The 19,887-nt window shown below is 70.4% G+C and carries 18 protein-coding genes and 1 pseudogene; 11 read left to right on the plus strand and 8 right to left on the minus strand.

Features of this window, described 5'->3' with window-relative positions; genetic code table 11:
* Positions 1 to 524: DUF4097 family beta strand repeat-containing protein (locus tag AB0L65_RS00005; RefSeq protein WP_364239000.1), on the minus strand; the 524-nt coding region annotated here is incomplete at its 3' end.
* 166 nt (positions 525 to 690) lie between these two features.
* Between AB0L65_RS00005 and AB0L65_RS00010 the strand changes: the two genes are divergently transcribed.
* Complete coding sequence (locus AB0L65_RS00010; protein ID WP_364239001.1) at positions 691 to 906, plus strand: hypothetical protein; 216 nt, start codon at positions 691 to 693, stop codon at positions 904 to 906.
* 68 nt (positions 907 to 974) lie between these two features.
* Positions 975 to 1,211: pseudogene (locus AB0L65_RS00015) on the plus strand (cytochrome P450); the annotation flags it as partial.
* Between the two features lie 58 nt (positions 1,212 to 1,269).
* Here AB0L65_RS00015 and AB0L65_RS00020 read toward each other — a convergent pair.
* The gene (locus AB0L65_RS00020; RefSeq protein WP_364239002.1) at positions 1,270 to 2,265 is read right to left on the minus strand and encodes a PaaX family transcriptional regulator C-terminal domain-containing protein; all 996 of its coding nucleotides are present in this window, start codon (positions 2,263 to 2,265) and stop codon (positions 1,270 to 1,272) included.
* A 332-nt stretch (positions 2,266 to 2,597) separates the two neighbouring features.
* Here AB0L65_RS00020 and AB0L65_RS00025 point away from each other — a divergent pair, with 332 nt between their 5' ends.
* A complete protein-coding gene (locus AB0L65_RS00025; protein WP_364239003.1) occupies positions 2,598 to 3,581 on the plus strand; it encodes a cellulose-binding domain-containing protein in 984 nt (327 codons plus the stop codon).
* A 57-nt stretch (positions 3,582 to 3,638) separates the two neighbouring features.
* On the opposite strand, the gene AB0L65_RS00030 is transcribed toward AB0L65_RS00025, so the two are convergent.
* The gene (locus tag AB0L65_RS00030; protein WP_364239004.1) at positions 3,639 to 4,313 is read right to left on the minus strand and encodes a DedA family protein; all 675 of its coding nucleotides are present in this window, start codon (positions 4,311 to 4,313) and stop codon (positions 3,639 to 3,641) included.
* A 123-nt stretch (positions 4,314 to 4,436) separates the two neighbouring features.
* Entirely contained in the window at positions 4,437 to 5,066 is a 630-nt protein-coding gene (locus AB0L65_RS00035) for a helix-turn-helix domain-containing protein (RefSeq protein WP_364239005.1), read from the minus strand.
* A 100-nt stretch (positions 5,067 to 5,166) separates the two neighbouring features.
* Here AB0L65_RS00035 and AB0L65_RS00040 point away from each other — a divergent pair, with 100 nt between their 5' ends.
* From AB0L65_RS00040 to AB0L65_RS00060, 5 genes are all read left to right on the plus strand, one after another.
* The gene (locus AB0L65_RS00040) at positions 5,167 to 5,364 is read left to right on the plus strand and encodes a ferredoxin (RefSeq protein WP_350722003.1); all 198 of its coding nucleotides are present in this window, start codon (positions 5,167 to 5,169) and stop codon (positions 5,362 to 5,364) included.
* On the plus strand, positions 5,361 to 6,557 hold the full coding sequence (locus tag AB0L65_RS00045) for an FAD-dependent oxidoreductase (RefSeq protein ID WP_364239006.1): 1,197 nt from the start codon (positions 5,361 to 5,363) through the stop codon (positions 6,555 to 6,557). The genes AB0L65_RS00040 and AB0L65_RS00045 overlap by 4 nt, the downstream gene beginning before the upstream one ends.
* Before the next feature lie 17 nt (positions 6,558 to 6,574).
* Positions 6,575 to 7,792: a cytochrome P450 gene (locus AB0L65_RS00050; RefSeq protein WP_364239007.1), complete on the plus strand. Its 1,218-nt coding sequence runs from the start codon at positions 6,575 to 6,577 to the stop codon at positions 7,790 to 7,792.
* Positions 7,793 to 7,806: 14 nt separating this feature from the next.
* Positions 7,807 to 8,763 (plus strand): SDR family NAD(P)-dependent oxidoreductase, encoded by a 957-nt coding sequence (locus AB0L65_RS00055; protein ID WP_364239008.1) that lies wholly within the window; start codon positions 7,807 to 7,809, stop codon positions 8,761 to 8,763.
* A gap of 175 nt (positions 8,764 to 8,938) precedes the next feature.
* Entirely contained in the window at positions 8,939 to 10,396 is a 1,458-nt protein-coding gene (locus AB0L65_RS00060; RefSeq protein ID WP_364239009.1) for an MFS transporter, read from the plus strand.
* Between the two features lie 110 nt (positions 10,397 to 10,506).
* Here AB0L65_RS00060 and AB0L65_RS00065 read toward each other — a convergent pair whose 3' ends face one another.
* Positions 10,507 to 11,514 (minus strand): helix-turn-helix domain-containing protein, encoded by a 1,008-nt coding sequence (locus AB0L65_RS00065; RefSeq protein WP_364239010.1) that lies wholly within the window; start codon positions 11,512 to 11,514, stop codon positions 10,507 to 10,509.
* A 113-nt stretch (positions 11,515 to 11,627) separates the two neighbouring features.
* Between AB0L65_RS00065 and AB0L65_RS00070 the strand changes: the two genes are divergently transcribed.
* A complete protein-coding gene (locus AB0L65_RS00070) occupies positions 11,628 to 14,615 on the plus strand; it encodes a BTAD domain-containing putative transcriptional regulator (protein WP_364239011.1) in 2,988 nt (995 codons plus the stop codon).
* A 59-nt stretch (positions 14,616 to 14,674) separates the two neighbouring features.
* Here the strand turns inward: AB0L65_RS00070 and AB0L65_RS00075 are convergent, their stop codons facing one another.
* A complete protein-coding gene (locus AB0L65_RS00075) occupies positions 14,675 to 15,895 on the minus strand; it encodes an MFS transporter (RefSeq protein ID WP_364239012.1) in 1,221 nt (406 codons plus the stop codon).
* Positions 15,896 to 16,048: 153 nt separating this feature from the next.
* Between AB0L65_RS00075 and AB0L65_RS00080 the strand changes: the two genes are divergently transcribed.
* Positions 16,049 to 16,237, plus strand: a complete 189-nt coding sequence (locus AB0L65_RS00080) for a hypothetical protein (RefSeq protein ID WP_364239013.1) — start codon at positions 16,049 to 16,051, stop codon at positions 16,235 to 16,237.
* A gap of 683 nt (positions 16,238 to 16,920) precedes the next feature.
* Here AB0L65_RS00080 and AB0L65_RS00085 read toward each other — a convergent pair.
* Together AB0L65_RS00085 and AB0L65_RS00090 are read right to left on the minus strand one after the other, a co-directional pair.
* Entirely contained in the window at positions 16,921 to 17,574 is a 654-nt protein-coding gene (locus tag AB0L65_RS00085; protein WP_364239014.1) for a TetR/AcrR family transcriptional regulator C-terminal domain-containing protein, read from the minus strand.
* Positions 17,571 to 18,464, minus strand: a complete 894-nt coding sequence (locus AB0L65_RS00090) for an alpha/beta hydrolase (RefSeq protein WP_364239015.1) — start codon at positions 18,462 to 18,464, stop codon at positions 17,571 to 17,573. The genes AB0L65_RS00085 and AB0L65_RS00090 overlap by 4 nt, the downstream gene beginning before the upstream one ends.
* Before the next feature lie 229 nt (positions 18,465 to 18,693).
* Here AB0L65_RS00090 and AB0L65_RS00095 point away from each other — a divergent pair, with 229 nt between their 5' ends.
* Positions 18,694 to 19,821 (plus strand): suppressor of fused domain protein, encoded by a 1,128-nt coding sequence (locus AB0L65_RS00095; protein WP_364239016.1) that lies wholly within the window; start codon positions 18,694 to 18,696, stop codon positions 19,819 to 19,821.
* The last annotated feature ends 66 nt before the right edge of the window (positions 19,822 to 19,887 follow it).

Consider the following 19,887-nt stretch of genomic DNA (forward strand, 5'->3'; position numbering starts at 1 on the left):
GCGATCGCGATGTCGCCGGACTGGGTGCGGAGCACGACCTTGCCGCCGCCGGCCTCGGCGATGCGGATGTCACCCCGTGCGGTGCTGATCTCCGCGGGACCGCCCAGCCGGCCGACCTCGACGTCGCCGTCGGTCGCGGTCAGGCGCAGGCTCGCGGTCTCCTCGAGCGTGATCTGGCGGTACGCGCCGTCGAAGGCGACGTCACCGAGGCGGCCGACGGTCCGGAGTTCGGCGGCGGACGTCTTCGCCTCGATGTGGGAGCCGGCGGGCAGCTTGACGGTCACGTCGATGGATCCGGACGGGCCGAGGTACTGGTTCTTCACCGCGGCGGTCTCGATCCGCAGGACACCGTCGGCGTAGGCGACCGTGGTCTCCTCGGCCGCCTTCACATCGCGGCTCTTGGCGGGGTTCGTGGGCTGGACCTCGACCGTGGTGTCGGCCTGGTCGGCGGCGATGAACTGGACGCGTCCCGCGGGGATGTTCAGGACGGCGGCGATCGGGGCGGGGGTGTCGAACTTCTGCATCGTGTGCTCCTTGTGCGGTGTTCTTTCGATGCCCCTACGATCGCCGACCGCTCTGATACGGGGCTGTCGCCGTCCTGACGCTGCCGCTGACATCCGGCGGGCCTCTCGCGTTCGTTCAGGGCGAGGCCGGAGGAACTTCGAGAGGGTCAAAATCGTCATCTCTAACATGGGCGACAAGGAACATGACAATCGGTTCCGGCACCTGCCGGAGCGGCCGGACCCGGCGACGTGGCAGTCAGGCCGGGACGAAGGGCCGTTGCCGCAGGCGATCGCCGAGCCGGCGGACGTGAAGGACACCGGCCTGCGCTGGGTGGCGCCCGAGCTCGAAGCGGCACGGCAGATCAGCGACGCGATCGTACGCCGCCGCGGTTCCCGCGACTGAGCGGAACACTCGCCAGGTCAACCGAGCACACCGAACACGGCCGCACCCGGCAGCGGCCTTTCGTGACCCGCTTCCCCGCCCCCGACCGCTTCGACGTCACCCGCCAGGCCACCCAGCAACTGGGCTTCAGTCACGGCATCCACCAGTGCCTGGGCCAGCAGCTGGCCCGGCTGGAGATGCGGCTGGCCTATCCGGCGCTGCTGCGGCGCTTCCCCGGGCTGCGACTGGCCGTACCCGCGAAGGAGGTGCCGCTACGGCCTCGGGCCGCCATGTACGGCGTGGCCGCCCTGCCGGTCACCTGGTAGTGGCGTCCGCCGACAGCCTCCTCCGGCGCCGCGACTGACCCGCGGCGCCGGACGAGGTTCATCCCGGCCGTCCGCTGATGCGTTCCCACTCACGCATCCCGTCCGGCTCCCACCTCCCGTGTTGCCGCCGGAAGAGCTTCGCGGCGCGAGCGCCGCTCCACTGGGGAGGCAGCAGCTTGGCGGGCAGCGCGGGATCGACCAGCGCAAGCCGGCGCCAGGCGTGCACCAGTTGTGTCAGCCTGACCAGCGGATCGTTGGACAGCGGCCGCGTGAATTCAGCAAGGAACGCCTCATACTGCCGCGCGACCTCGTCAAGGTCCCACGCCTGGCGGACAAGCGTCGACACCTCACCGCCGGCGAGGTACTCCGACAGGAAGACCTGCGCCTCCTCGCGAACCCCCGCCTCGTCAAGGACGAACTCGGCCTCGCCGACCCGGTCGGTGTGCGTGCTGACCCACACCCCCGGCGCCGGGTTGCCGAACCCCGCCCATCGCAGTCGCGTGCGCAGCAGGTGGCGTCCGGCCCGGTTCGTCTCCGCGGCTCGGGCCAACACCACCAGCCACCGGCCGTCCCACTCCGGCTGAGTCGCGGTGAAGCCGAAGATCCGCTCGGCGCCCAGGTTGAGGAACTGCGTGAACGCCGGGCTGAGGTGCCACCACGTGTATCGCCCTTCACGTTCGGGCGTGAGCCAGCCGTCCGCGGAGGCACGCGCGAGAGCCTGCCGGCAGGCTTCCTCCTTCACGCCGAAGCGGCCCAGCGCATCGACGAACGCCGAAGTGGGCGCCGGCAGCCCCGTCGGCCTCACATGATTGCCGAGAACCGTGATCAACAGTCCCCGCACTCCGCCCGTGCCTGCGGCGTACCGGCGGGACAGGACGAACCTCTCCTCGGCGGCGTCCTCGAACGGGCCGGCCGGCGTCGTTTCGTCCTGAGGCTCAGACATGCCGGTGCCGTGGATCAGCCGTGCGGCTGCGGGCGACGTCAGAGCGCATGGGCGGATTGTAGTGCGGTCGGCCACTCGATCATCGATTGGCCGCACCTGGTAGGGGACCATCCTGAAGATCGCGCCGGCACCACCGTGGAACTTTCATCGCCACAGCTTCGCGACCAGGCCGCCACCAGCCGAATTGCCCTGGATGTTTGACGGAGACATTGACCACCGTCGCGTAAGTGTCTTACGTTCGTCCGCGAACGGCAGGCGTCGACGGAGGCAGGGATGACTTCGATCGCGGGCAGGCTAGCCGCTGCCGCAGGTGCCACGCCGATCTCGAGCCACCCGTGGCGCGTGCGGAGTCCGCCGATGACAGATCGCTCCCGCGCCGTAATTGTTGACGCCCACCTGTGATCGCAAGCCCACCACGGAAGTACGCAGTTGAGGGAGAAGCGATGCACCTATCTCGGTTACGTCTCTTCGTCGCCGTCATCGTCTCGGTCGCGGCGATCGCCGCTGTCAGCGGGGTTGTGACCAGCGCGCATGCCGCGACCGGTTGCCGCGTCACCTACTCGGTGGCCTCTCAGTGGACGGGAGGTTTCACCGCCAACGTGAGCCTGACCAACCTGGGTGATCCCATCACCGGCTGGACGCTGACCTGGTCGTTCGGCGCCGGCCAGCAGGTGACCCAGGCATGGAGCGCCACGGTCGCCCAGAGCGGTGCGCAGGTGACCGCTCGCAACGCCGGATGGAACGGCAACCTCGCCACCGACGGCAATGCGAGCTTCGGTTTCAACGGCTCGTGGAACAACAGCAGCAACCCCGTACCGTCCGTCTTCGCCCTCAACGGCGTGACCTGCACCGGCGGCACGGGCGAACCGACGCCGACGGTCACCCCGACCGGCCCTCAGCAAGCCAACTCGATGGGCTTCATCGGCTGCTCCATGGCGGAGAACGTCGCCCAGGGATACGTCGCGGTCGGCGGCAAGCGCATGTGGGGCCCGTACGGGACGGGCGGTCTGGTCGTGCAGTCGTGGACCGACCCCAACTCCAGCGCCTGGCAGAAGTTCGACCAGCAGGTGAGCAGGTTCGGCAGGCCGACGGCCGTGTGGGTGCAGATCTGCGTGTTCAACGCCAACGCGACCTATGACGAGGTGAAGCGGCTCATCGCCAACGCGCGCCAGCACGCCGCCTCCGGCGCCAAGATCTACATCACCGGTCAGCCGCTCTACGATCCCGGCCAGACATGTTTCCTGGCAGGCGCCAACGGTCCGCAGCTGACGGACGATCTCGCCAGGCAGGCGGCCGCCGACCCGACGCAGAACGTGACCTACTCCGGGACGTTCCGGCTCAAGACCAATGAGGTCGCCGACGGCTGCCACGCCAACACGGCAGGCCAGCAGTCGCTCGGCAGGCAGGCCCAGGCGTTCTGGGGATAGCCGACGAGCCAGGTCACCCACTCGTATATGCAGGCGCGAGGGCGGATTCGGCGACCTTCAGCGCCTCGCCTCAAGGTCGGGCCCTGGGTCCTCCGGGCCGCTGGACGCCGTGGTCATCGCGGACGTCTTCGCGCGGGCGTCCTTGCGGAGCTTGCGGATCACGATGACCACGGCGACCACCAGGAGCACTCCGCCCAGGATGATGAGCATCAGGTTGTCGGCGTTCTTCAGGCCTGCGGCGACCGCGATGCCGACCAGCAAGGGCATGGCCGTCGAGCAGGCGGCGCCTGCGGCCACCGGTGGCAGGAATGTGCGGTAGGGCATGTGCGCCGCTCCGGCGACGGCGGGTACGAAGCTGCGGACGAGCGGTATCAGCCGGCCGGTGAACACGGCCTGGCGACCGTGTCTTCGGAGCAGGGCCGAGGCTCTGTCCCAGCCGTCCCCGCCGTACCTGCGGATGAGCTTGGTATTACGCAACGAAGGGCCGACGCGGCGGCCGAGCTCGAACCCGATCACGTTGCCGACCAGGGCGCCGACCGTGACCACCGCCCACATGAGCAGAAACTCCGGCACCGAGTTGATGGTGGCCGCCGCGATCAGCAGCGCCGCCTCCCCCGGAAGCAGGAACCCGACGCCGATGATGGCTTCTCCCAGCGCGATCGCTCCTGCTCCCGCCAGCATCGCGGGCTCGGGCAACGACTGCAACCACTCAAGCACATTGAAGAACGCCATGACCGGCACCTCTCAGATGGATCTCTCCGGAATCAACTGGCAGCATGCTGACAATTATTTAAGCGCACATCAGGGTTCACCCTGATATCAACCCCGACATTGACTACCGACAGAGAGGGAGAGTCAGCCGAACAGGCTGCCCGCGCGTGGCTTCTTCACCACGGGCGCGGCCGGGGGCTGGACGGTCGCCGTGGCAGGCGAGAGGCCGTCGAGGACGAAGCCCAGGTAGCGGCGCCAGCCCTCGGTCTCGGGGTCCATCGTCCAGAGCACGCTGGTGAGCATGGCCATGATCCGGCCCAGGTCCTCCGGGACGAGGTCGGCCCGGAGCAGGCGGGCCTGCTGGGCCCGGCGCATGAGCACGATCATGGCCTCGAAGAACGCGGTGGAAAGGTCGGGCGTGAGGGAGTCGGCGCTCTTGGCGGCGGCGAGCGTGCTCATCTCGCGGGTCACCATGGCGAGCGCGGCCTCGATCAACGCGGTCAGACCGTCCCGTGGATCCTCGTCGTCGAGCGCTCGCTCGATCGCCGGCATGAGTTCCTCGGCCACCCGCTGATCGAGAACGGCCTTGATCAGGTCGCCCCGGCGCGGGAAGTGGCGGTAGAGCGTCCGGATGCCCACCCCGGCGCGGCGGGCGATCTCCTCGAGCGACACCTCAGGGCCGTCGTCGGCGAAGGCCGCGTGAGCAGCCCGCACGATGCGTTCGACGTTGCGCGCGGCGTCGGCCCGCAGGTGCCGCTCAGTCTCTGTGGCCATCAGCAGAGCATACCAACTGGCAGGTTGCTGCCAGTTGTGCTAGCTTCTGCCCCACGAGGGGAACTGGCATCACACTGCCAATTGTTCGGGGAGGAGTCCGATGAAGGTGAACGTGGCCGCCGACAAGTGCGTCGCCGCAGGTCAGTGCGTGCTGCTCGCGCCGGACGTGTTCGACCAGCGGGACGAGGACGGCGTCGTCGTGCTGCTGGACGAGACGCCCGGCCCGGAGTCGCACGACGCGGTCCGGGAGTCGGCCATGGTGTGCCCCGCCGCGGCCATCCACCTGGCGGAGTCATGAACCGGGTGGTGATCGTCGGGGCCTCGGCCGGCGGGCTGGCGGCGGCGGAGTCGTTGCGTCGGATGGGATTCGCGGGCGTGATCACGCTCGTCGGTGACGAGCCCCGGCCGCCCTACGACCGGCCGCCGCTGTCCAAGCAACTGCTGACCGGGCAGTGGGCGCCGGCCAAGCTCGCGCTGCGTCCGGCTGCCGACCTCGACGCGCTGGGGCTGGAGCTGCGGCTGGGCCTGCCGGCGACCGGGCTGGACCCGGGCCGGAAACAGGTGACGCTGGCCGACGAGACCCGCGTCCCTTACGACGCTGTGATCATCGCGACCGGCGTCCGTGCTCGCCGCCTCCCCGGCACCGACGGTCTGGCCGGAGTGCACACGCTGCGCACCCTGCCGGACGCGCTGGCGCTGAAGGAAAGACTCCGGCCGGGACGGCACCTGGTGATCGCCGGCGCCGGGTTCGTCGGCGCCGAGGTGGCCGCCACCGCCCGCGCTCTCGGGGTCCGGGTGACGTTGCTGGAAGCGGGGCCGGTGCCGCTGGGCCAGGCCGTCGGCGAGGAGGCCGGACGGTTCCTGACCCGGCTGCACCACGACCACGGCGTTGCCGTGCACACAGAGGCCGTGGTCACCGAGATCCTCAGCGCCGAGGGCACGGTGACCGGCGTGCGTCTGTCCGATGCGACCGTCCTGCCGGCCGACGACGTGCTGGTGGCCATCGGCTCGGTGCCCAATACCGAATGGCTGGCAGGCAGCGGCCTGACCGTCGACGACGGACTGGCATGCGACCAGTTCTGCTCAGCCGCGGAGAACGTGTACGGAGCCGGTGACGTGGCCCGCTGGCACAACCCGCTGTTCGGCACCGCGATGCGGATCGAGCACCGCACCAACGCCGCCGAGCAGGGTATGGCCGTCGCCCGCAACATCCTCGGCGAACCCCGCCCGTTCGCCCCCGTCCCGTACTTCTGGTCCGACCAGTACGACGTCAAGATCCAGGCCTACGGCCACCTGCGCGACCATGACGAGGCACTCGTCATGGACAGTGACCTCTCCCGGCGGCAGTTCCTCGTCGCCTATCGCAGAGGCGAGCGCGTCGCCGGCGTGCTCGCCGTCGGCAAATCGCCCAAGATCCTGCGCGCCTGGCGCTCCCTCATCGCGGCCGGCGGCCCGTGGACCGCCGCTCTCACCAGCCCGACCGCCGCATGACCCAACAGGAGGTTTCCATGAGCACCGCGACCGATACCGACGCCGCGGACCTTCCGATCTTCCCTGGCGATCGCGAAGCCCGCTGCCCGTTCAACCCACCCGCCGAGTACACGCGCTGGCGCGAGGAGGAGGGCCTGCGCCGGGTGAACTGGAACGGTCACACCGTATGGGCGGTGAGCCGGTACGAGGACATCAAAACCGCCATGGCCCACCCGGCGATCAGCGCGGAGGTCCTCGGTGTGCTGCAGGGCCACGGGAAGCACGAGGGCCCCAACGCGCCGGAGACCTTCCCGAGAATGGACGACCCGGAGCACGCGCGGCTGCGCCGCATGCTCACCAAGGACTTCACGGTCAAACGGGTCAACGCGATGCGCCCGGACATCGAGGCGATGGCGAACGAGTTCATCGACGCGATGGTGGAGAAAGGACAGCCGGGTGATCTCGTCCAGGACTACGCGCTGCCCATCCCGTCGCTGGTGATCTCGCTGCTGCTCGGGGTGCCGTACACCGACCACGACTTCTTCCAGGGCGTCACCGGCAAGCTGATGAACATGAACACCCCGCCCGAGGAGAAGCTGAAGGCCTCCCGGGAGTTCTTCGGCTACATGATGGAGCTGGTGGCCCGCAAGGAACGCGAGCCGGGCGATGACCTGATGAGCCGGGTGATCCGCGAGCACGTACAGACCGGGGAGCTGCGCCGGGAGACCGCGGCGATGAACGGGGTCATCCTGCTCAACGCCGGCCACGAGACCACCGCCAACATGATCGCGCTGGGCACGGTCGCGTTGCTGCAGAATCCGGACAAGGCAGCCGTGCTCCGCGACACAGACGACCAGAACGTGATCGCGAACGCCGTCGAGGAACTGTTGCGCTACCTCACGATCGTGCACAGCCTCATCGCCCGGATCGCCAAGGAGGACGTCGAGATCGGTGGCACGCTCGTCCGGGCCGGCGAAGGACTGATCATGAACCTGCCGGCGGGCAACTGGGATCCCGCGTTCACCGACCGGCCGGAGATCCTCGACCTCGACCGCCCGGCACGTGGCCACATCGCCTTCGGCTACGGCGTGCACCAGTGCATCGGTCAGACCCTTGCCCGCGCCGAACTCCAGATCGCGCTGCCCACCCTGCTGCGCCGGCTTCCCGGCCTTCGCCTCGCCGTCCCGATCGAGGAGATCCGCTTCCGCAACGACATGAGCATCTACGGCGTCCACGCGCTGCCCGTCGAGTGGTGAGGAGGAGGCGCGACATGACCGAACTCACCTTCGACGGCAGGACCGCCGTCGTCACCGGTGCCGGCGGCGGGCTCGGCCGGGAGTACGCGTTGCTGCTGGCCGCCCGTGGCGCGAAAGTCGTGGTCAACGACATCGGCGGCTCGGTGACCGGCGACGGCCGCGACGTCGGTCCGGCCGAGACCGTCGCCGCCGAGATCCGCGCCCGCGGCGGCGACGCGATCGCGGACACCGGCGACGTGGCGACGCCGGACGGCGGCGCGGCACTCGTCCGCACCGCGCTCGACACGTACGGCAGGGTCGACATCCTCGTCAACAACGCGGGCATCCTGCGGGACGCGCTGCTGGAGGACACGACTCCCGACGTGCTGGACCCGGTCCTCGACGTGCACGTCAAGGCTCTGTTCCAGGTGACCCGGCCGACGTGGAAGGTCATGCGAGAGCAAGGTTACGGCCGGGTCGTCAACACCACCTCGGCGGCCGGACTGCTCGGCAGCCCGCACAAGAGCAACTACGGCACCGCCAAGGCGGGAGTGGCCGGCTTCACCCGCGTCCTCGCCGTCGAGGGCGCCGAGCACGGCATCAAGGTCAACGCCATCGCCCCCATCGCCGCCACCCGCATGCTCGTCAATCATCTCGGCGAAGGCTCCCGGCTCGACCCCGCGAACATGGCCATGGTCAACGCCGTCCTCGGCAGGCTCGATCCCGCGCTGGTGGCGCCGGTGGTGGCGTTCCTCGCGCACGAGGACTGCCCGGTCACCGGCGAGATCTACACCGCGGGCGCCGGGCAGGTCGCTCGCTTCTTCATCGGCAGGACGCCCGGCTACCACCACCCGGAACTGTCCGTCGAGGACGTCCGGGACCACCTCGCCGAGATCCGCGACGAGACCGGCTACACCGTCCCGGCCGGTCCCGGCGAGGAGATCGCGCAGTTGCTACGGGTCGTCACCCAACAGGGCCTCGTGCCCGAGTAGCGACACCCTTCCGATCCTCGGCGCGTTCGCGTCACCTGACCTTCCGCCCGCGCCGACGGCCCCGACCACGCGAGGGTGCGGCGCATGCTCACCGGCGACAGCATGATCCTGCTGGTCGCCGGGCACGAGATGTCCGCCTACGGCGTCCACGGACTCCCCGTCACCTGGTGAGGCGATGCGTACCGACGTAACCCTTGGGGAGGAGCCGACTCCCGTGCTCCCCCGGCGCACGAGACCCACGCTCGTGCTCACGTTCCTGGCACTGGCCGGAGTGGTGTTCGCGATGCTGCAGTCGCTCGTCGCTCCGGCCCTGCCCGTCATCGCGGGCGAGTTGTCCGTGTCAACGGCGGACATCAGCTGGCTCGTGACCGCCTACCTCCTGGCCGCCGCGATCGCGACCCCGGTCGCGGGCCGGCTCGGCGACATGTTCGGCCGCCGCCGGGTGCTGCTCATCGTCCTCGGCGTGCTCGCCGCCGGCACTCTGGTCGCCGCGCTGGCCGAGACTCTCGCTGTCCTGGTGGCCGGCCGGGTACTGCAAGGGGCCGGGGGCGCGATCCTGCCGCTGGCGTTCGGCATCGTCCGGGACACGCTGCCGCCCAAACGGGTCGGCATCGCCGTCGGTCTGCTGTCAGCGCTGCTCGGCACGGGCGGTGGCCTCGGCACGGTGCTGGCGGGACCGATCGTCGCCACCCTGAACTGGCACTGGCTGTTCTGGTTGCCGCTGATGCTGATCGGTCTCACCATGGCGGGGGTCGCGTTCGGTGTCCCGGCATTCCCCGTCCGCGCTCCGGGCCGCATCGACGTGCCGGGCGTGCTGCTGCTGTCCGCCGGTCTGGTCTGCCTGCTGCTGGCGCTCAGCAAGGGCGGCGGCTGGGGCTGGGCGAGCGGCCTGACGCTGGGCCTGTTCGGCGGGGCCGCCGTGACCCTGGCCGCCTGGGTCGCGGTCGAGCTGCGAGTCCGCGTCCCGTTGGTGGACATGCGCATGTTCGCCGGCCGGGGCGTGTGGACGACCAACCTCGCGGGCACCGCCTTCGGCGTCGTGACGTTCGGCTCGTTCCTCCTCGTGCCGCTGCTGCTCCAACTGCCCACCTCGACCGGCTACGGCCTCGGCAAGTCCGTCAGCGAAGCCGGCCTGTTCCTCCTGCCCGCGACCGTGGCGATGGTGGTGTTCGCGCCGCTGTCCGGTGCCCTGAACCGCCGCTTCGGCGCCAAGCTCCCACTGGTGACGGGCATCCTCATGGCGACGTCCTCGTTCGCGCTGCTCGCCGTCGCTCACGACGCGGCGTGGCACATTCTCACCGCGGTCACCCTCATGGGCATCGGTATCGGTCTGGCGTCCGCCGCCATGACCAACGCGATCCTCGCCACCGTCCCGCCGTCCCAGACCAGCGTCGCCACCAGCATCAACACCCTCGCCCGCACCATCGGCGGCAGCCTCGGCACCGCCGTCCTCGCCGCGGTCCTCTCCGCGAACACCTCCCAGGGCATCCCCACCGAGGCCGGGTTCACCGTCAGCTTCTGGATCTGCTCGGGCGTGCTCGTCCTCGCGGTCCTCGCCGCCCTCGCGCTTCCCACTCGCCGGCATCGCGACAGCCCTGGACCTCGATCAGAGACATCCGTCGAATCGATGTGACAACAAGGACGCGAACGGCGCGGTGGAGATGTTCGCATGGAGATGGCTGACCCGGACTGGCCGATCACGTCCGCAGTGGTACGGCGGCGATGCCGCCGCCGGAGCCGATCTCACGCGGGCCTGCCGGCCGTGGCGCCCGCCAGCAGGGCCGCGCCCAAGGGGGTGATGGTGTGGAGGACCTGGGCGCCCGTCCTCCGGCTGACGATCAGGCCCGCCTCACGCAACACCTTGGTGTGCTGGCTCACGCCGGAGGCGTGGATCCGCTGGCGCCGAGCGAGCTCGCCGGTCGTCGCTCCGTCGACGGTGGCACGGAGGATGGCGGCGCGGGTGGGACCCAGCAGCCGGGCGACAGGAGCACCGGACGTCGGCAACTCCTTCGTCGCCGCCGACGGCTGAACCCGCTGGATCGGATAGACCAGCACCTGCGGCAGTTCGGGATCCGCCAACGGCACGGGCGCCCCCCAGCAGAAGTACGAGGGGATCAGCACCACCCCTCGTCCCCCGAGATGCACGTCCCGGTCCACCGGATGATCCATCGACAGCACGGGCGGCTCCCAGCGCATGATCGGCCGGAAACCGGCCAGCATGCCGCCGGCCCCGCCGTCCAGGAACGCGCGTCCGCGTACCGCCCGGTCGGCATCCACCATGCTGTGGATGTCGGGCCAGTACGGGGCGATGGCCGTGTCGAAGTAGGTGTGCAGTCCGTGCCGCAGGTCGTGGAAGGCATCCCGACGGCCGTCGGCCAGTCCCCAGGCCCATGACGGCGTACCCGTCCTGCCCGCCAGCTTGTCCAGCTCCCGGCGGAGCAGTCGCCGTGGTGTGCTCAGTACGGCGTCCACTCCCGCGTCCAGCCCGAGAACGCCGTCAGGCGGGGTGAGGAAGTCGGGGAAGTAGGAGGAGGTGCTGGGGAAGAGCGGCGCGAGGACCCGTCGCACCGCGGCCGTGCCGCCCGTCCTGGCCAGATCGTGCCGGGTACGGCTCCGCCAGACGGCGAACGCGCTTCCGCCCCTGCGCCCCATCAGGCGGTACATGCTCAGCGCGATCTCCCACAGGGGATCCGCCGTCGTGGCGATCCGCGTCCGCGCAAGGTCCTCACTCGTGAAATGGATCCGCAACATTCGACTTCGCTGTTCACGCAGGGCTTTTCAGTCATGACTGCAGAGCGTGGACACGTGTCACACCCACGAACATGATTATTGACAAACGGGGTGAAAATCGTAAAGGGCCATCCATGACCGTGCGGTTCCATGTTCTCGGGCAGATCGAGGTGACCGTGCACGGGGACGTGGTGGATCTGGGCTTACGCCAGCGCGATTCGCTCGCGCTGCTGCTGCTTCGTGCCAACCGCACGGTCACCGTGGACCAGCTGGTCGAGGTGTCCTTCGCCGATCCGGTGCCCGAGTCGGCCTGGCGGCAGGTCCGGAACACCGTGGGACGGCTGCGCAGGACCTTGGCCGCGGCCGGCTGCCCCAGCGTGATCAGGACCAGGCCGGGCGGCTATCTGCTCGAGACCGGACCGGAAACCCTTGACCTGCTCGAATACGCCGGCCACGTCGAGGCGGGCCGCCGCGCCGCCGCCGAGGGCCGGCATGCGCAGGCTGTCACGTCCCTGCGGGCGGGGCTGGCGCTGTGGCGGGGTCCCCTCCTTTCCGGCATCGACGCCACCGTCCTGGAGGCGGAGAAGACCGGCATGGAGGAGGCCCGCCTGGCCGTTCTGGAGGAGTGCCTGGAGCTGGAGTTGCGCCTCGGCCGGCACCGCGAGCTGCTGTCTGAGCTGGCCACGCTGACCGGCGAGCACCCCATGCGCGAGCGGATGTGGGAGCTGCGCATGCTGGCCCTCTACCGGTGCGGCGCCAAGGCCGACGCGCTGGCGCTCTACCAGGCCGCCCGCCGAACCTTCGTGGAGGAGCTCGGACTCGAGCCCGAGCCACGCCTGGCGCGGTTGGAGCAGGCCATTCTCACCGGTGATCCCTCGCTCGACCTCGACCGGGAGCCCGATCGCCCCCGCCCTGGTCAGTTGCCGCCCGACGTACCGGACTTCACCGGGCGGGATCGGGCTGCGGCCGAGTTGGAGGCGGCGCTGCGGCCGGAGGCCGGGCCCGCGGTGGCCGTCCTGATCGTCACGGGCAAGGCCGGGGTGGGCAAGACCACACTGGCCTTGCACATCGCGCACCGCGTGCGGGCGCGGTTTCCGGACGGCCAGCTGTTCGCCCGGCTGCGTGCCGTACAGGATCGGCGGGTGGTGCCCGGGGAGGTTCTCGCGCAGTTCCTGCGCGCGCTGGGTGAGCCGGTGCAGGACCTTCCCGCCGACGTGCACGAGCGTGCGGCCAGGTTCAGGGAACTCCTGTCGGAGCGGCGCGTCCTGGTCGTGCTGGACGACGCCGTCGACGAGGCGCAGGTGCGGCTCCTGCTCCCGGGCGGCGCGGGCTGCGCCGTGCTGGTGACCAGCAGATCGAGGCTGTGCGCCCTGCCCAGCACCGGCCGCGTGGAGCTCGGAGAGCTCGAAGCCGCCCAGTCCGTACGGTTCCTCGCCAAGGTCACGGGCGCTCACCGTCTGCGGACCGAACCGCAGGCCACGGACGAACTCGTGCGGCTGTGCGGGAACCTGCCCCTGGCGCTCAGGATCGCCGGTGCCCGGCTCGCCGGCCGGCCGCACTGGCGGATCGGTCACATGGTGGAGCGGCTCAGCGACGAGCGGCGGCGGCTCGACGAACTCGCGCACGGCGACCTGGAGGTGCGCAGCAGCATCGCGCTGTCGGCTGAAGGGCTCGACCCGGCCGCGCTCCGACTACTCTCGGGACTCGCGCTGACCGACACCCCGGACCTGCCCGGCTGGACCGCGCTCGCCGCGAACGGGTCGCCCGACCTCGTCGACAGCCTGGTCGACAGCCTGGTCGACGCCCAGCTCCTGCAGGTCGCCGGGCCCATGCGGTACCGCTTCCACGACCTGGTCCGCCTGTACGCCCGTGAGCTCGGCGAGCCCGAGGCCGTCCCCCGCGTGCTCGCCGGCTGGCTGGCGCTGGTCGAACGGGCACATCGCGCGGTCTACGGCGGCGACTACGCGGTCCTGCACGGCACCGCCGCCCGATGGCAACCACCGGGCCAGGACATCGTGGACACCGAACCCCTGGCCTGGTACGAAACCGAACGCCCGAACATCGTCGCCGCCGTCCGCCAAGCCGCCGCACTCGGGCACGACGAACTGTGCTGGGACCTGGCGGTCAGCGCGGCGTCGCTGTTCCAGACCCGCGGACACTACGACGAATGGGAGGAAACACACCGCGTCGCGCTCGCCGCCACCCGCGCGGCCGCCAACACCCGCGGCTCCGCCGCCCTGCTCACCGGGATCGGCCTGCTGGAGGCGTACCGGCACCGCTACGGATCGGCCGCCGCCGCCGTCGAGGAGGCCCTGGAGCTCTTCGAAAGCTGCGGCGACCGGCATGGCTGGGGCCTGGCGAACGGGGTGGCCGCGTTCACCGCAGGCATGCGAGGCCTGTACGCCGAGGCCGTCGAGCAGTGCGAGCGCGCCCTCCACGCGGTACGCCAGGTCGGCGACGCCGGGGCGGAGATCCTCGTGCTGCGCCTGCTGGGCCAGCTCCTGCTGGACGTCGGCCACCTCGACTCCGCCCGCCCGTACCTGGACAAGGCCCTTGCCGCGAGCCGGGCCGTCGACCCGCACATCCATCCAGAAGTCGCCTACCGGATCGGCGAGCTGCTCCTCGCCTCAGGACGGCTGGAGGAGGCGGAGCAGGCGTTCACCGACCTGCTCGCCACCGTCATCGGCCTCGGCGACCAGCGGGGCGAGGCTTTCGCCCGCTACGGCCTGGGCTGTCTGCACATCGAGCGGGATCGTCTCGCCGCTGGTGAGGAATACCTCCATCAGGCGATCGAGCTGGCCGGTGCCGTCGACGAGCCTTTGGCGGAGGCCAAGGCGTGGCTGGCGCTCGGCGCGGCGAGCAGGTTGCGCCGTGACCACGAAGGGGCGCTGCACAGGTTCGGCCAGGCCGAGCGGCTCGCACGGGCCATCGACTCGCCGATCTGGCAGGCCCGCGCCCTGCACCAGGTGGCCGAGGTGCACGACGAGCGTGGCTGTGAGCCGTCGGCCGCCGCGGCCCGTTCCCGGCTACGCGATCTCATCGCCGCCGTCGGGGGCGTCGCCCCCGACATCGAAGCGGGGGTCCCCGCCCGGCGGGTCCATCGGACCCGCCGGGCGGACTGAGCGGACTCACTACCCCTCGACCGGCGCGTGCCAGTCCGTTGCGGGTCTGAACTCCATGATCACTCCTCCTTTCCTGCGTACTCGTAGGTGTACCGGGTCGCCCGCCGCCAGGCGACGCCGGCAGGAACGGCGGCCAGCACTCCGATCGCCGCGAACGTCGCGATGCTCGCCGCAGGTCCAACCGCCTCGGCGAGCAGGCCGGAGCCCAGGATCCCGAGGCCTTGCGCGGCGAACAGCCCCGACGCCGCGATTCCGACCGCTTGACCGCGGTACTCGACCGCGACCGCCAGGACGAACGTCGCGTTGGCGACCACCTGGTAGGCGGCGAAGACCCCGGACAGCACGAGCAGCACCAGCGACAGCCAGACCGGCGGCGCGAACACCATCGCCAGCAGAGGCACACCGGTGAGCACCGTCAACGGGCCCAGCAACCGGGACCGGAGCTCGGCCGGGACCAGGCGGGTGAGCAGCAGGCCGCCTGCTGCCGAGCCGACCGACTCGGCGGCCAGGAACAGGCCGGCGGCCACCGTTCCCGCGCCGATCTGACCCGCGTACGGGACCGCGAGGCCGAGCGGCGCGACGTAGAAGCCGTAGGTCCAGGCCAGCGACACCAGCGCGCGTAGCTTGCGGTCGCGCCGGACGAGCCGCATCCCTGCCCGGGCCGAGCCCAGCATCGTCGCGTCCCGCCTGCTCGCGGGGCGCGGCCGGAGGCCGAATCGGAACAGCAGCGCGGAGACGGCGAACGTACCCGCGTCCACCAGCAGCGCCATGTGCGGCCCAGCCGCGCTCACCAGCACACCGCCGAGGGCGAATCCGCCGAAGTAGGAGATCTGCGCGGCCGTGGACATCACCGCGAGCCCCATCGTGTAGCGATCGCCGGTGAGCATGACCGACATGTTCGCCGACCGCGCGGCGCGCGCCGGCGCGTTCGCCGCCTGCACCAGGAACACGAGCAGCCACAGCACGGGCAACGGCACACCGGGGATCGCGGCGGCGGCGATGAGCGCGGCCCGGACGAGGTCGCACGCCACCATCACCTCCCGTCGCGGGTACCGGTCCGCGAGCCCGCTCAGCAGCGGGCCGCCGAGCAACTCGGGCACGTACGTGAGCGCGACGCTGATCGCGGTGAACACCGGCGAGCCGGTGTCGGCGTAGACGAGGATGGCGAGAGCCAGCCGCGCGACCTGATCGCCCGCGGTCGAGAGGCTCTGGGCCGCCAGCAGCGCGCGGAACTCCCGCACCGCGAACACTTCACGAAAACCCGGCGGACGCTGTCCCATGTTCGCCTGCCCCCAAACGCCGATGCGCTCCGAGCGGCAGCATCGCCCGCCGCTGTCATATCGGCGTCATAACCCTGCGGCTATGACGCGGCTATGACGCCTCCCGACGACTCTGGGCGGCAATCCAGATCCGCTACAGACAGGGGGATAAAAATGCGAATCGTCACCGGAATTGTCGCCGCCGCCGTGGGTGTCGCGCTGCTGATCGGCCCGACGGCTCAGGCCACGTCCGCGGCCTCGGACAGGGGCGGGCTCGGCGGCAGCAGCGGGCTCGGTCCGAGCAGCGGAATCGGCGGGGGCAAGGGGTACAGCCGGAGCAACGCGGGCAGGTTCGGCGGCTAGTCAGTGCTCCATCGTGCGGCCCGTTGTGAGTGGCCGGGGACGGGCAGCCATCCCGCTCCCACGACGCAGGGATCCCAGCGGGCCGCACAAGTAGCCCGGTAACCGGCGGTGCCGGGGAGCCCGCCTGGTCACGCCTCGGAAGCTGAGCCCGCCCTCGGGCGGGCGTCCTGGACGGGCGGTGGCCACCTGCCCGTTCCGGCCGCGCGCAGCGCCCGGGATCCGAGTCTCGGCCTGCCTGCGCGGAGCGGACCGTGTCGACCATGACGTCCGCCCCTGGCTCCGACGCATGGGCTCCAGCCACTGCCGATTTGGTAGCCGTTGCCGTAAGGGGCGGTGGGGGAGGCTTTGAAGTTGTTGCCGTAATAGCGGTCCCGTCTGATTTGATCGCGAGAATGTCGGCGAAGCCGTCGCCGCTCACGTCCGGGATCCTGGTCTTGTCGTCGGGGATGACAGGCGACACGTAGCCCATGAGCCGCGAGTTCTCCCGCAGGCCGATCCGGTCGGGGATGTTGCCCTCGACGGTGGTGACGACTCCGCCGGCGATGGTCCCCGTGCGCCATGACCCACGTCCTCTGACCGACCTGGGTCGGCATCGGTGGTGCCTTACAAGGACCCGGCTCGGTGACCACGGTCAGCACGCGCGCTGCCGAGCGGCCCCACCGGTGATCTTGCTGGTTTCCTGGTCAGTCGGCGGAGTGCTGGAAGCCGCGCAGTATCGCGGTGACCCCCATCTCGAAGTGGTCGTCGAGGGTGGTGGCGTCGGCGGCTTCGGCGAGCACGTTGTAGTCGGGACTGCCGGGCCGCGGTTTGCGGCTGCGCCGCTCCGCGCCGAGCCGGGTCACGGCGATGGCCAGGGCGTGGCCGATGGTGAACTCGCGCAGGCAGCGGGCTATGCGCAGGGCCTGCGCCGGGGCGATGCCGTCGGCATGGAGTTTGGTGAGCATCTTGACGCCGGTGTCGATGGAGACGGGCGAGCGCACCGGCCGGGTCGCGAACACCTGCACGGCGTGGGGGTGGCGCAGGAGGGTGTCGCGCAGTCGCAGGCAGTATTCGCGCGCCAGGTCCTGCCAGGGGCCGTCCCAGGGCAGGGTGTCGACATCGATCTCGGTGAACAGCGCCTCGGCGACGCCGTCGAAGAGCGCCTCCTGGTCGTCGTAGTAGCGATAGACGGCCATCGGGTCGAAACCGACCGCGGTGCCGAGCTTGCGCATGGAGAACTTGCGCAGGCCGTGGGCGTCGATGAGGGCGAGTGCGGCGACGGCGAGGTATTCGCGGGTGAGAGTGGGCCGGGTGGGCGGCTCCGGCAGCGTGCCCGGCGATCTGGGGTCGGCCGTCATGCTGCGAAGCCCTCCAGGATCGTGGTGAGTGTCTTGGTGAATTCCTCCGGGTGCTGCATGTACGGGACGTGGCCGCCGGGGAACTCCTGGCAGGGTATGCCAAGGCGCTCGGACAGCACGTGCGCGGGAGTGTAGTAGGGCTTGCCGACGCTGTCGCGCCCGGTGGCCAGGCACCACGGCGCCGTGGTGGCGGCCAGCGCGGACAGGTCGGGCTGGTAGTCGAAGCAGAAGGCGGGTAGCTCGCGGCGCAGCATGAGCTCCGCGTTGTGGAGTTGGCGGGTCATCGCATCCGGTTCGCGCCGGGTGAGCCTCCGCGCCAGGTCGCCGGCGGTGAGCATGAGCTGGGTGCCGGCGGCGATGACGGTCTGGCCGGTGGGCGACAGGAAGATGCGCGGGGGGTCGGGCAGCGTCATCGCGCCGAAGGCCGCGAAGGCCCGCATCAGGTGCCCGTCCTGGCCGAGGCGGCCGATGTGGTCGATTTCCCGCCGTTCGGCGGAGTCGGCCGGCAGGAGCTGGACCAGCGGCGCCTCGTGCACGACGGAGCCCAGCAGGCGGCCGGGATGCCTGATCACCGTCTCCAGGGCGATGATCGCGCCCCCGCTGTTGCCGAAGACGTAGGCGCGTTCGAGGCCGTAGTGGTCGAGGACGGCGACCGCGTCGTCCGCCTGCGTGGCAGGCGTGATCGAGGCGTCGGGGTGGGTGAACGGGCTGCGTGAATTGCCGCGCCGATCGTAGGTGATCACGGTGTACGTCCGCGCCAGCAGCGGGACCACGTCCGCATACATCCCGGCATCGCCTCCGCCGCCGGAGATCAGCAGCAGCGGGGGCCCGTCACCGGCAAGTTCGACGTGTAGCCGAGCCCCGGGCACCCCAACCGTGTCGCTCGTCATGGCTCTCCTTCCTGATGACGTCAAGCACGCGTCTACACTGTAGCTCCTGTCTACATCGTAGACACATGAGAAGGACGGGAGCTTCGCCCTTGCCGGGCCACTGCTGACCCGCCCGATCTCGCGGCGAACGACAGGAGGACTGCCGTCGTGTTCCAGGGATTCAAGGCGAGTGGGACACCGCAGCACTACGATCTTGATGGTCTCCCACCCCCTGTGAAAGAGGCCACCAGTGGTCACGCACTCCGAACTCGTCCGGGTCTTCGGCACGGACGGCATCGTCACGCTCGACCGCGACCAGGTCGAGGAGCGCGGCTTCCGGCCGGAGGACGTCGAGCTGCTGTGCGAGGTCGGCCTGCCGGTCACCGCCGACATTCTCTTCACGATGCACGTGAACGGTCCGTTCGATGCCTTCACGGTCTTCGATGCCGAGACGCCGAACCGACCCGCACGTTTCATGATCCTCGGTAAGGGCCGTACCGACGACCGGATCCGCTACGCCGTGGAGCTGGAGAGCAGCAACGTCTACCTGCTCGCGCTGGAGGACGGCGTGCCCACCCCCGAGCCCGAGACCATCAACACCTCGCTCGGCGCGTTCGTGGAGTTCCTGTACCGGATCGAGCTGTGCGCGCGGGAAATGGGCGGGGCGGACCTCGAAGAGTCGCGCCCGTACCTCGAGAAGCTCATCGCCGACCTGAGGACATATGACGAGCGCGCTCTCGCGCCGGACACGTTCTGGGGCGGGCTGCTGGACGCCTACCTTCACGGCGGCGTCCCCCGGTGGCGCAAGGGCAGCCGAGAGGCGATCGTCACCGCGCTGGAGGCGCACCTCCCCGATGACGAGCCGCTGCGCTGGGCGACCAATATCCCGGTGGGTGAGGGTGTCCAAGAGCTGAGCGCGCACCGCGCGGACGGCTACTGGCTGCTTGTCACGTGGGGTTTCAGCGACCTGGACGGTCTGCTCGACGTCGACCCCGAACCAGGTGCCAGCGGCCTCGGTTTCGAGCTGACGATGCGCGTCCCGCGCGACGAAGGCGACGAACTGCCGCCCGGCTGGGCACTGGCGACGCTGCAGAATCTCGGCACGTACGTGTTCGGCGAGGGCTACCCGTTCGCCGATGGGCACCGGATGGGTGTCGGCGGGCAGCTCGGCCCCGAGACCAGCAGACTCAACGCGCTGGTCTTCGTCACCGACCCGCACCTGAGCGTGATCGATGCCCCTGACGGCCAGGTCGCGTTCATCACCGCCGTGGGCGTCACCCGAGAGGAACTCGCCGAGGCGAAGGCCACCAGCAACGACGCGTTGCTCGCCCGCCTCACCGGGGCGAACGGTGTCCCGCTCACCGACGTCACCCGGTGAGCGTCAACCTCAGGCCACCGAAGGCCCAGGACGACACCGGAGGGGCGTCCCCCTTGAGCAGCGACC

This window comes from Nonomuraea sp. NPDC052116 (assembly GCF_040680035.1).
Taxonomy (GTDB): domain Bacteria; phylum Actinomycetota; class Actinomycetes; order Streptosporangiales; family Streptosporangiaceae; genus Nonomuraea; species Nonomuraea angiospora_A.

Excerpts from the sequence above, each read along its gene's own strand:
- AB0L65_RS00025 (WP_364239003.1), top strand. The coding sequence starts at position 2,598 with ATGCACCTATCTCGGTTACGTCTCTTCGTCGCCGTCATCGTCTCGGTC.
- AB0L65_RS00010 (WP_364239001.1), top strand. The coding sequence starts at position 691 with ATGGGCGACAAGGAACATGACAATCGGTTCCGGCACCTGCCGGAGCGG.
- AB0L65_RS00030 (WP_364239004.1), bottom strand. The coding sequence starts at position 4,313 with ATGGCGTTCTTCAATGTGCTTGAGTGGTTGCAGTCGTTGCCCGAGCCC.
- AB0L65_RS00055 (WP_364239008.1), top strand. The coding sequence starts at position 7,807 with ATGACCGAACTCACCTTCGACGGCAGGACCGCCGTCGTCACCGGTGCC.
- AB0L65_RS00080 (WP_364239013.1), top strand. The coding sequence starts at position 16,049 with ATGCGAATCGTCACCGGAATTGTCGCCGCCGCCGTGGGTGTCGCGCTG.
- AB0L65_RS00060 (WP_364239009.1), top strand. The coding sequence starts at position 8,939 with ATGCGTACCGACGTAACCCTTGGGGAGGAGCCGACTCCCGTGCTCCCC.
- AB0L65_RS00050 (WP_364239007.1), top strand. The coding sequence starts at position 6,575 with ATGAGCACCGCGACCGATACCGACGCCGCGGACCTTCCGATCTTCCCT.
- AB0L65_RS00070 (WP_364239011.1), top strand. The coding sequence starts at position 11,628 with ATGACCGTGCGGTTCCATGTTCTCGGGCAGATCGAGGTGACCGTGCAC.
- AB0L65_RS00075 (WP_364239012.1), bottom strand. The coding sequence starts at position 15,895 with ATGGGACAGCGTCCGCCGGGTTTTCGTGAAGTGTTCGCGGTGCGGGAG.
- AB0L65_RS00040 (WP_350722003.1), top strand. The coding sequence starts at position 5,167 with ATGAAGGTGAACGTGGCCGCCGACAAGTGCGTCGCCGCAGGTCAGTGC.
- AB0L65_RS00085 (WP_364239014.1), bottom strand. The coding sequence starts at position 17,574 with ATGACGGCCGACCCCAGATCGCCGGGCACGCTGCCGGAGCCGCCCACC.
- AB0L65_RS00065 (WP_364239010.1), bottom strand. The coding sequence starts at position 11,514 with ATGTTGCGGATCCATTTCACGAGTGAGGACCTTGCGCGGACGCGGATC.
- AB0L65_RS00035 (WP_364239005.1), bottom strand. The coding sequence starts at position 5,066 with ATGGCCACAGAGACTGAGCGGCACCTGCGGGCCGACGCCGCGCGCAAC.
- AB0L65_RS00045 (WP_364239006.1), top strand. The coding sequence starts at position 5,361 with ATGAACCGGGTGGTGATCGTCGGGGCCTCGGCCGGCGGGCTGGCGGCG.
- AB0L65_RS00090 (WP_364239015.1), bottom strand. The coding sequence starts at position 18,464 with ATGACGAGCGACACGGTTGGGGTGCCCGGGGCTCGGCTACACGTCGAA.
- AB0L65_RS00020 (WP_364239002.1), bottom strand. The coding sequence starts at position 2,265 with ATGGTCCCCTACCAGGTGCGGCCAATCGATGATCGAGTGGCCGACCGC.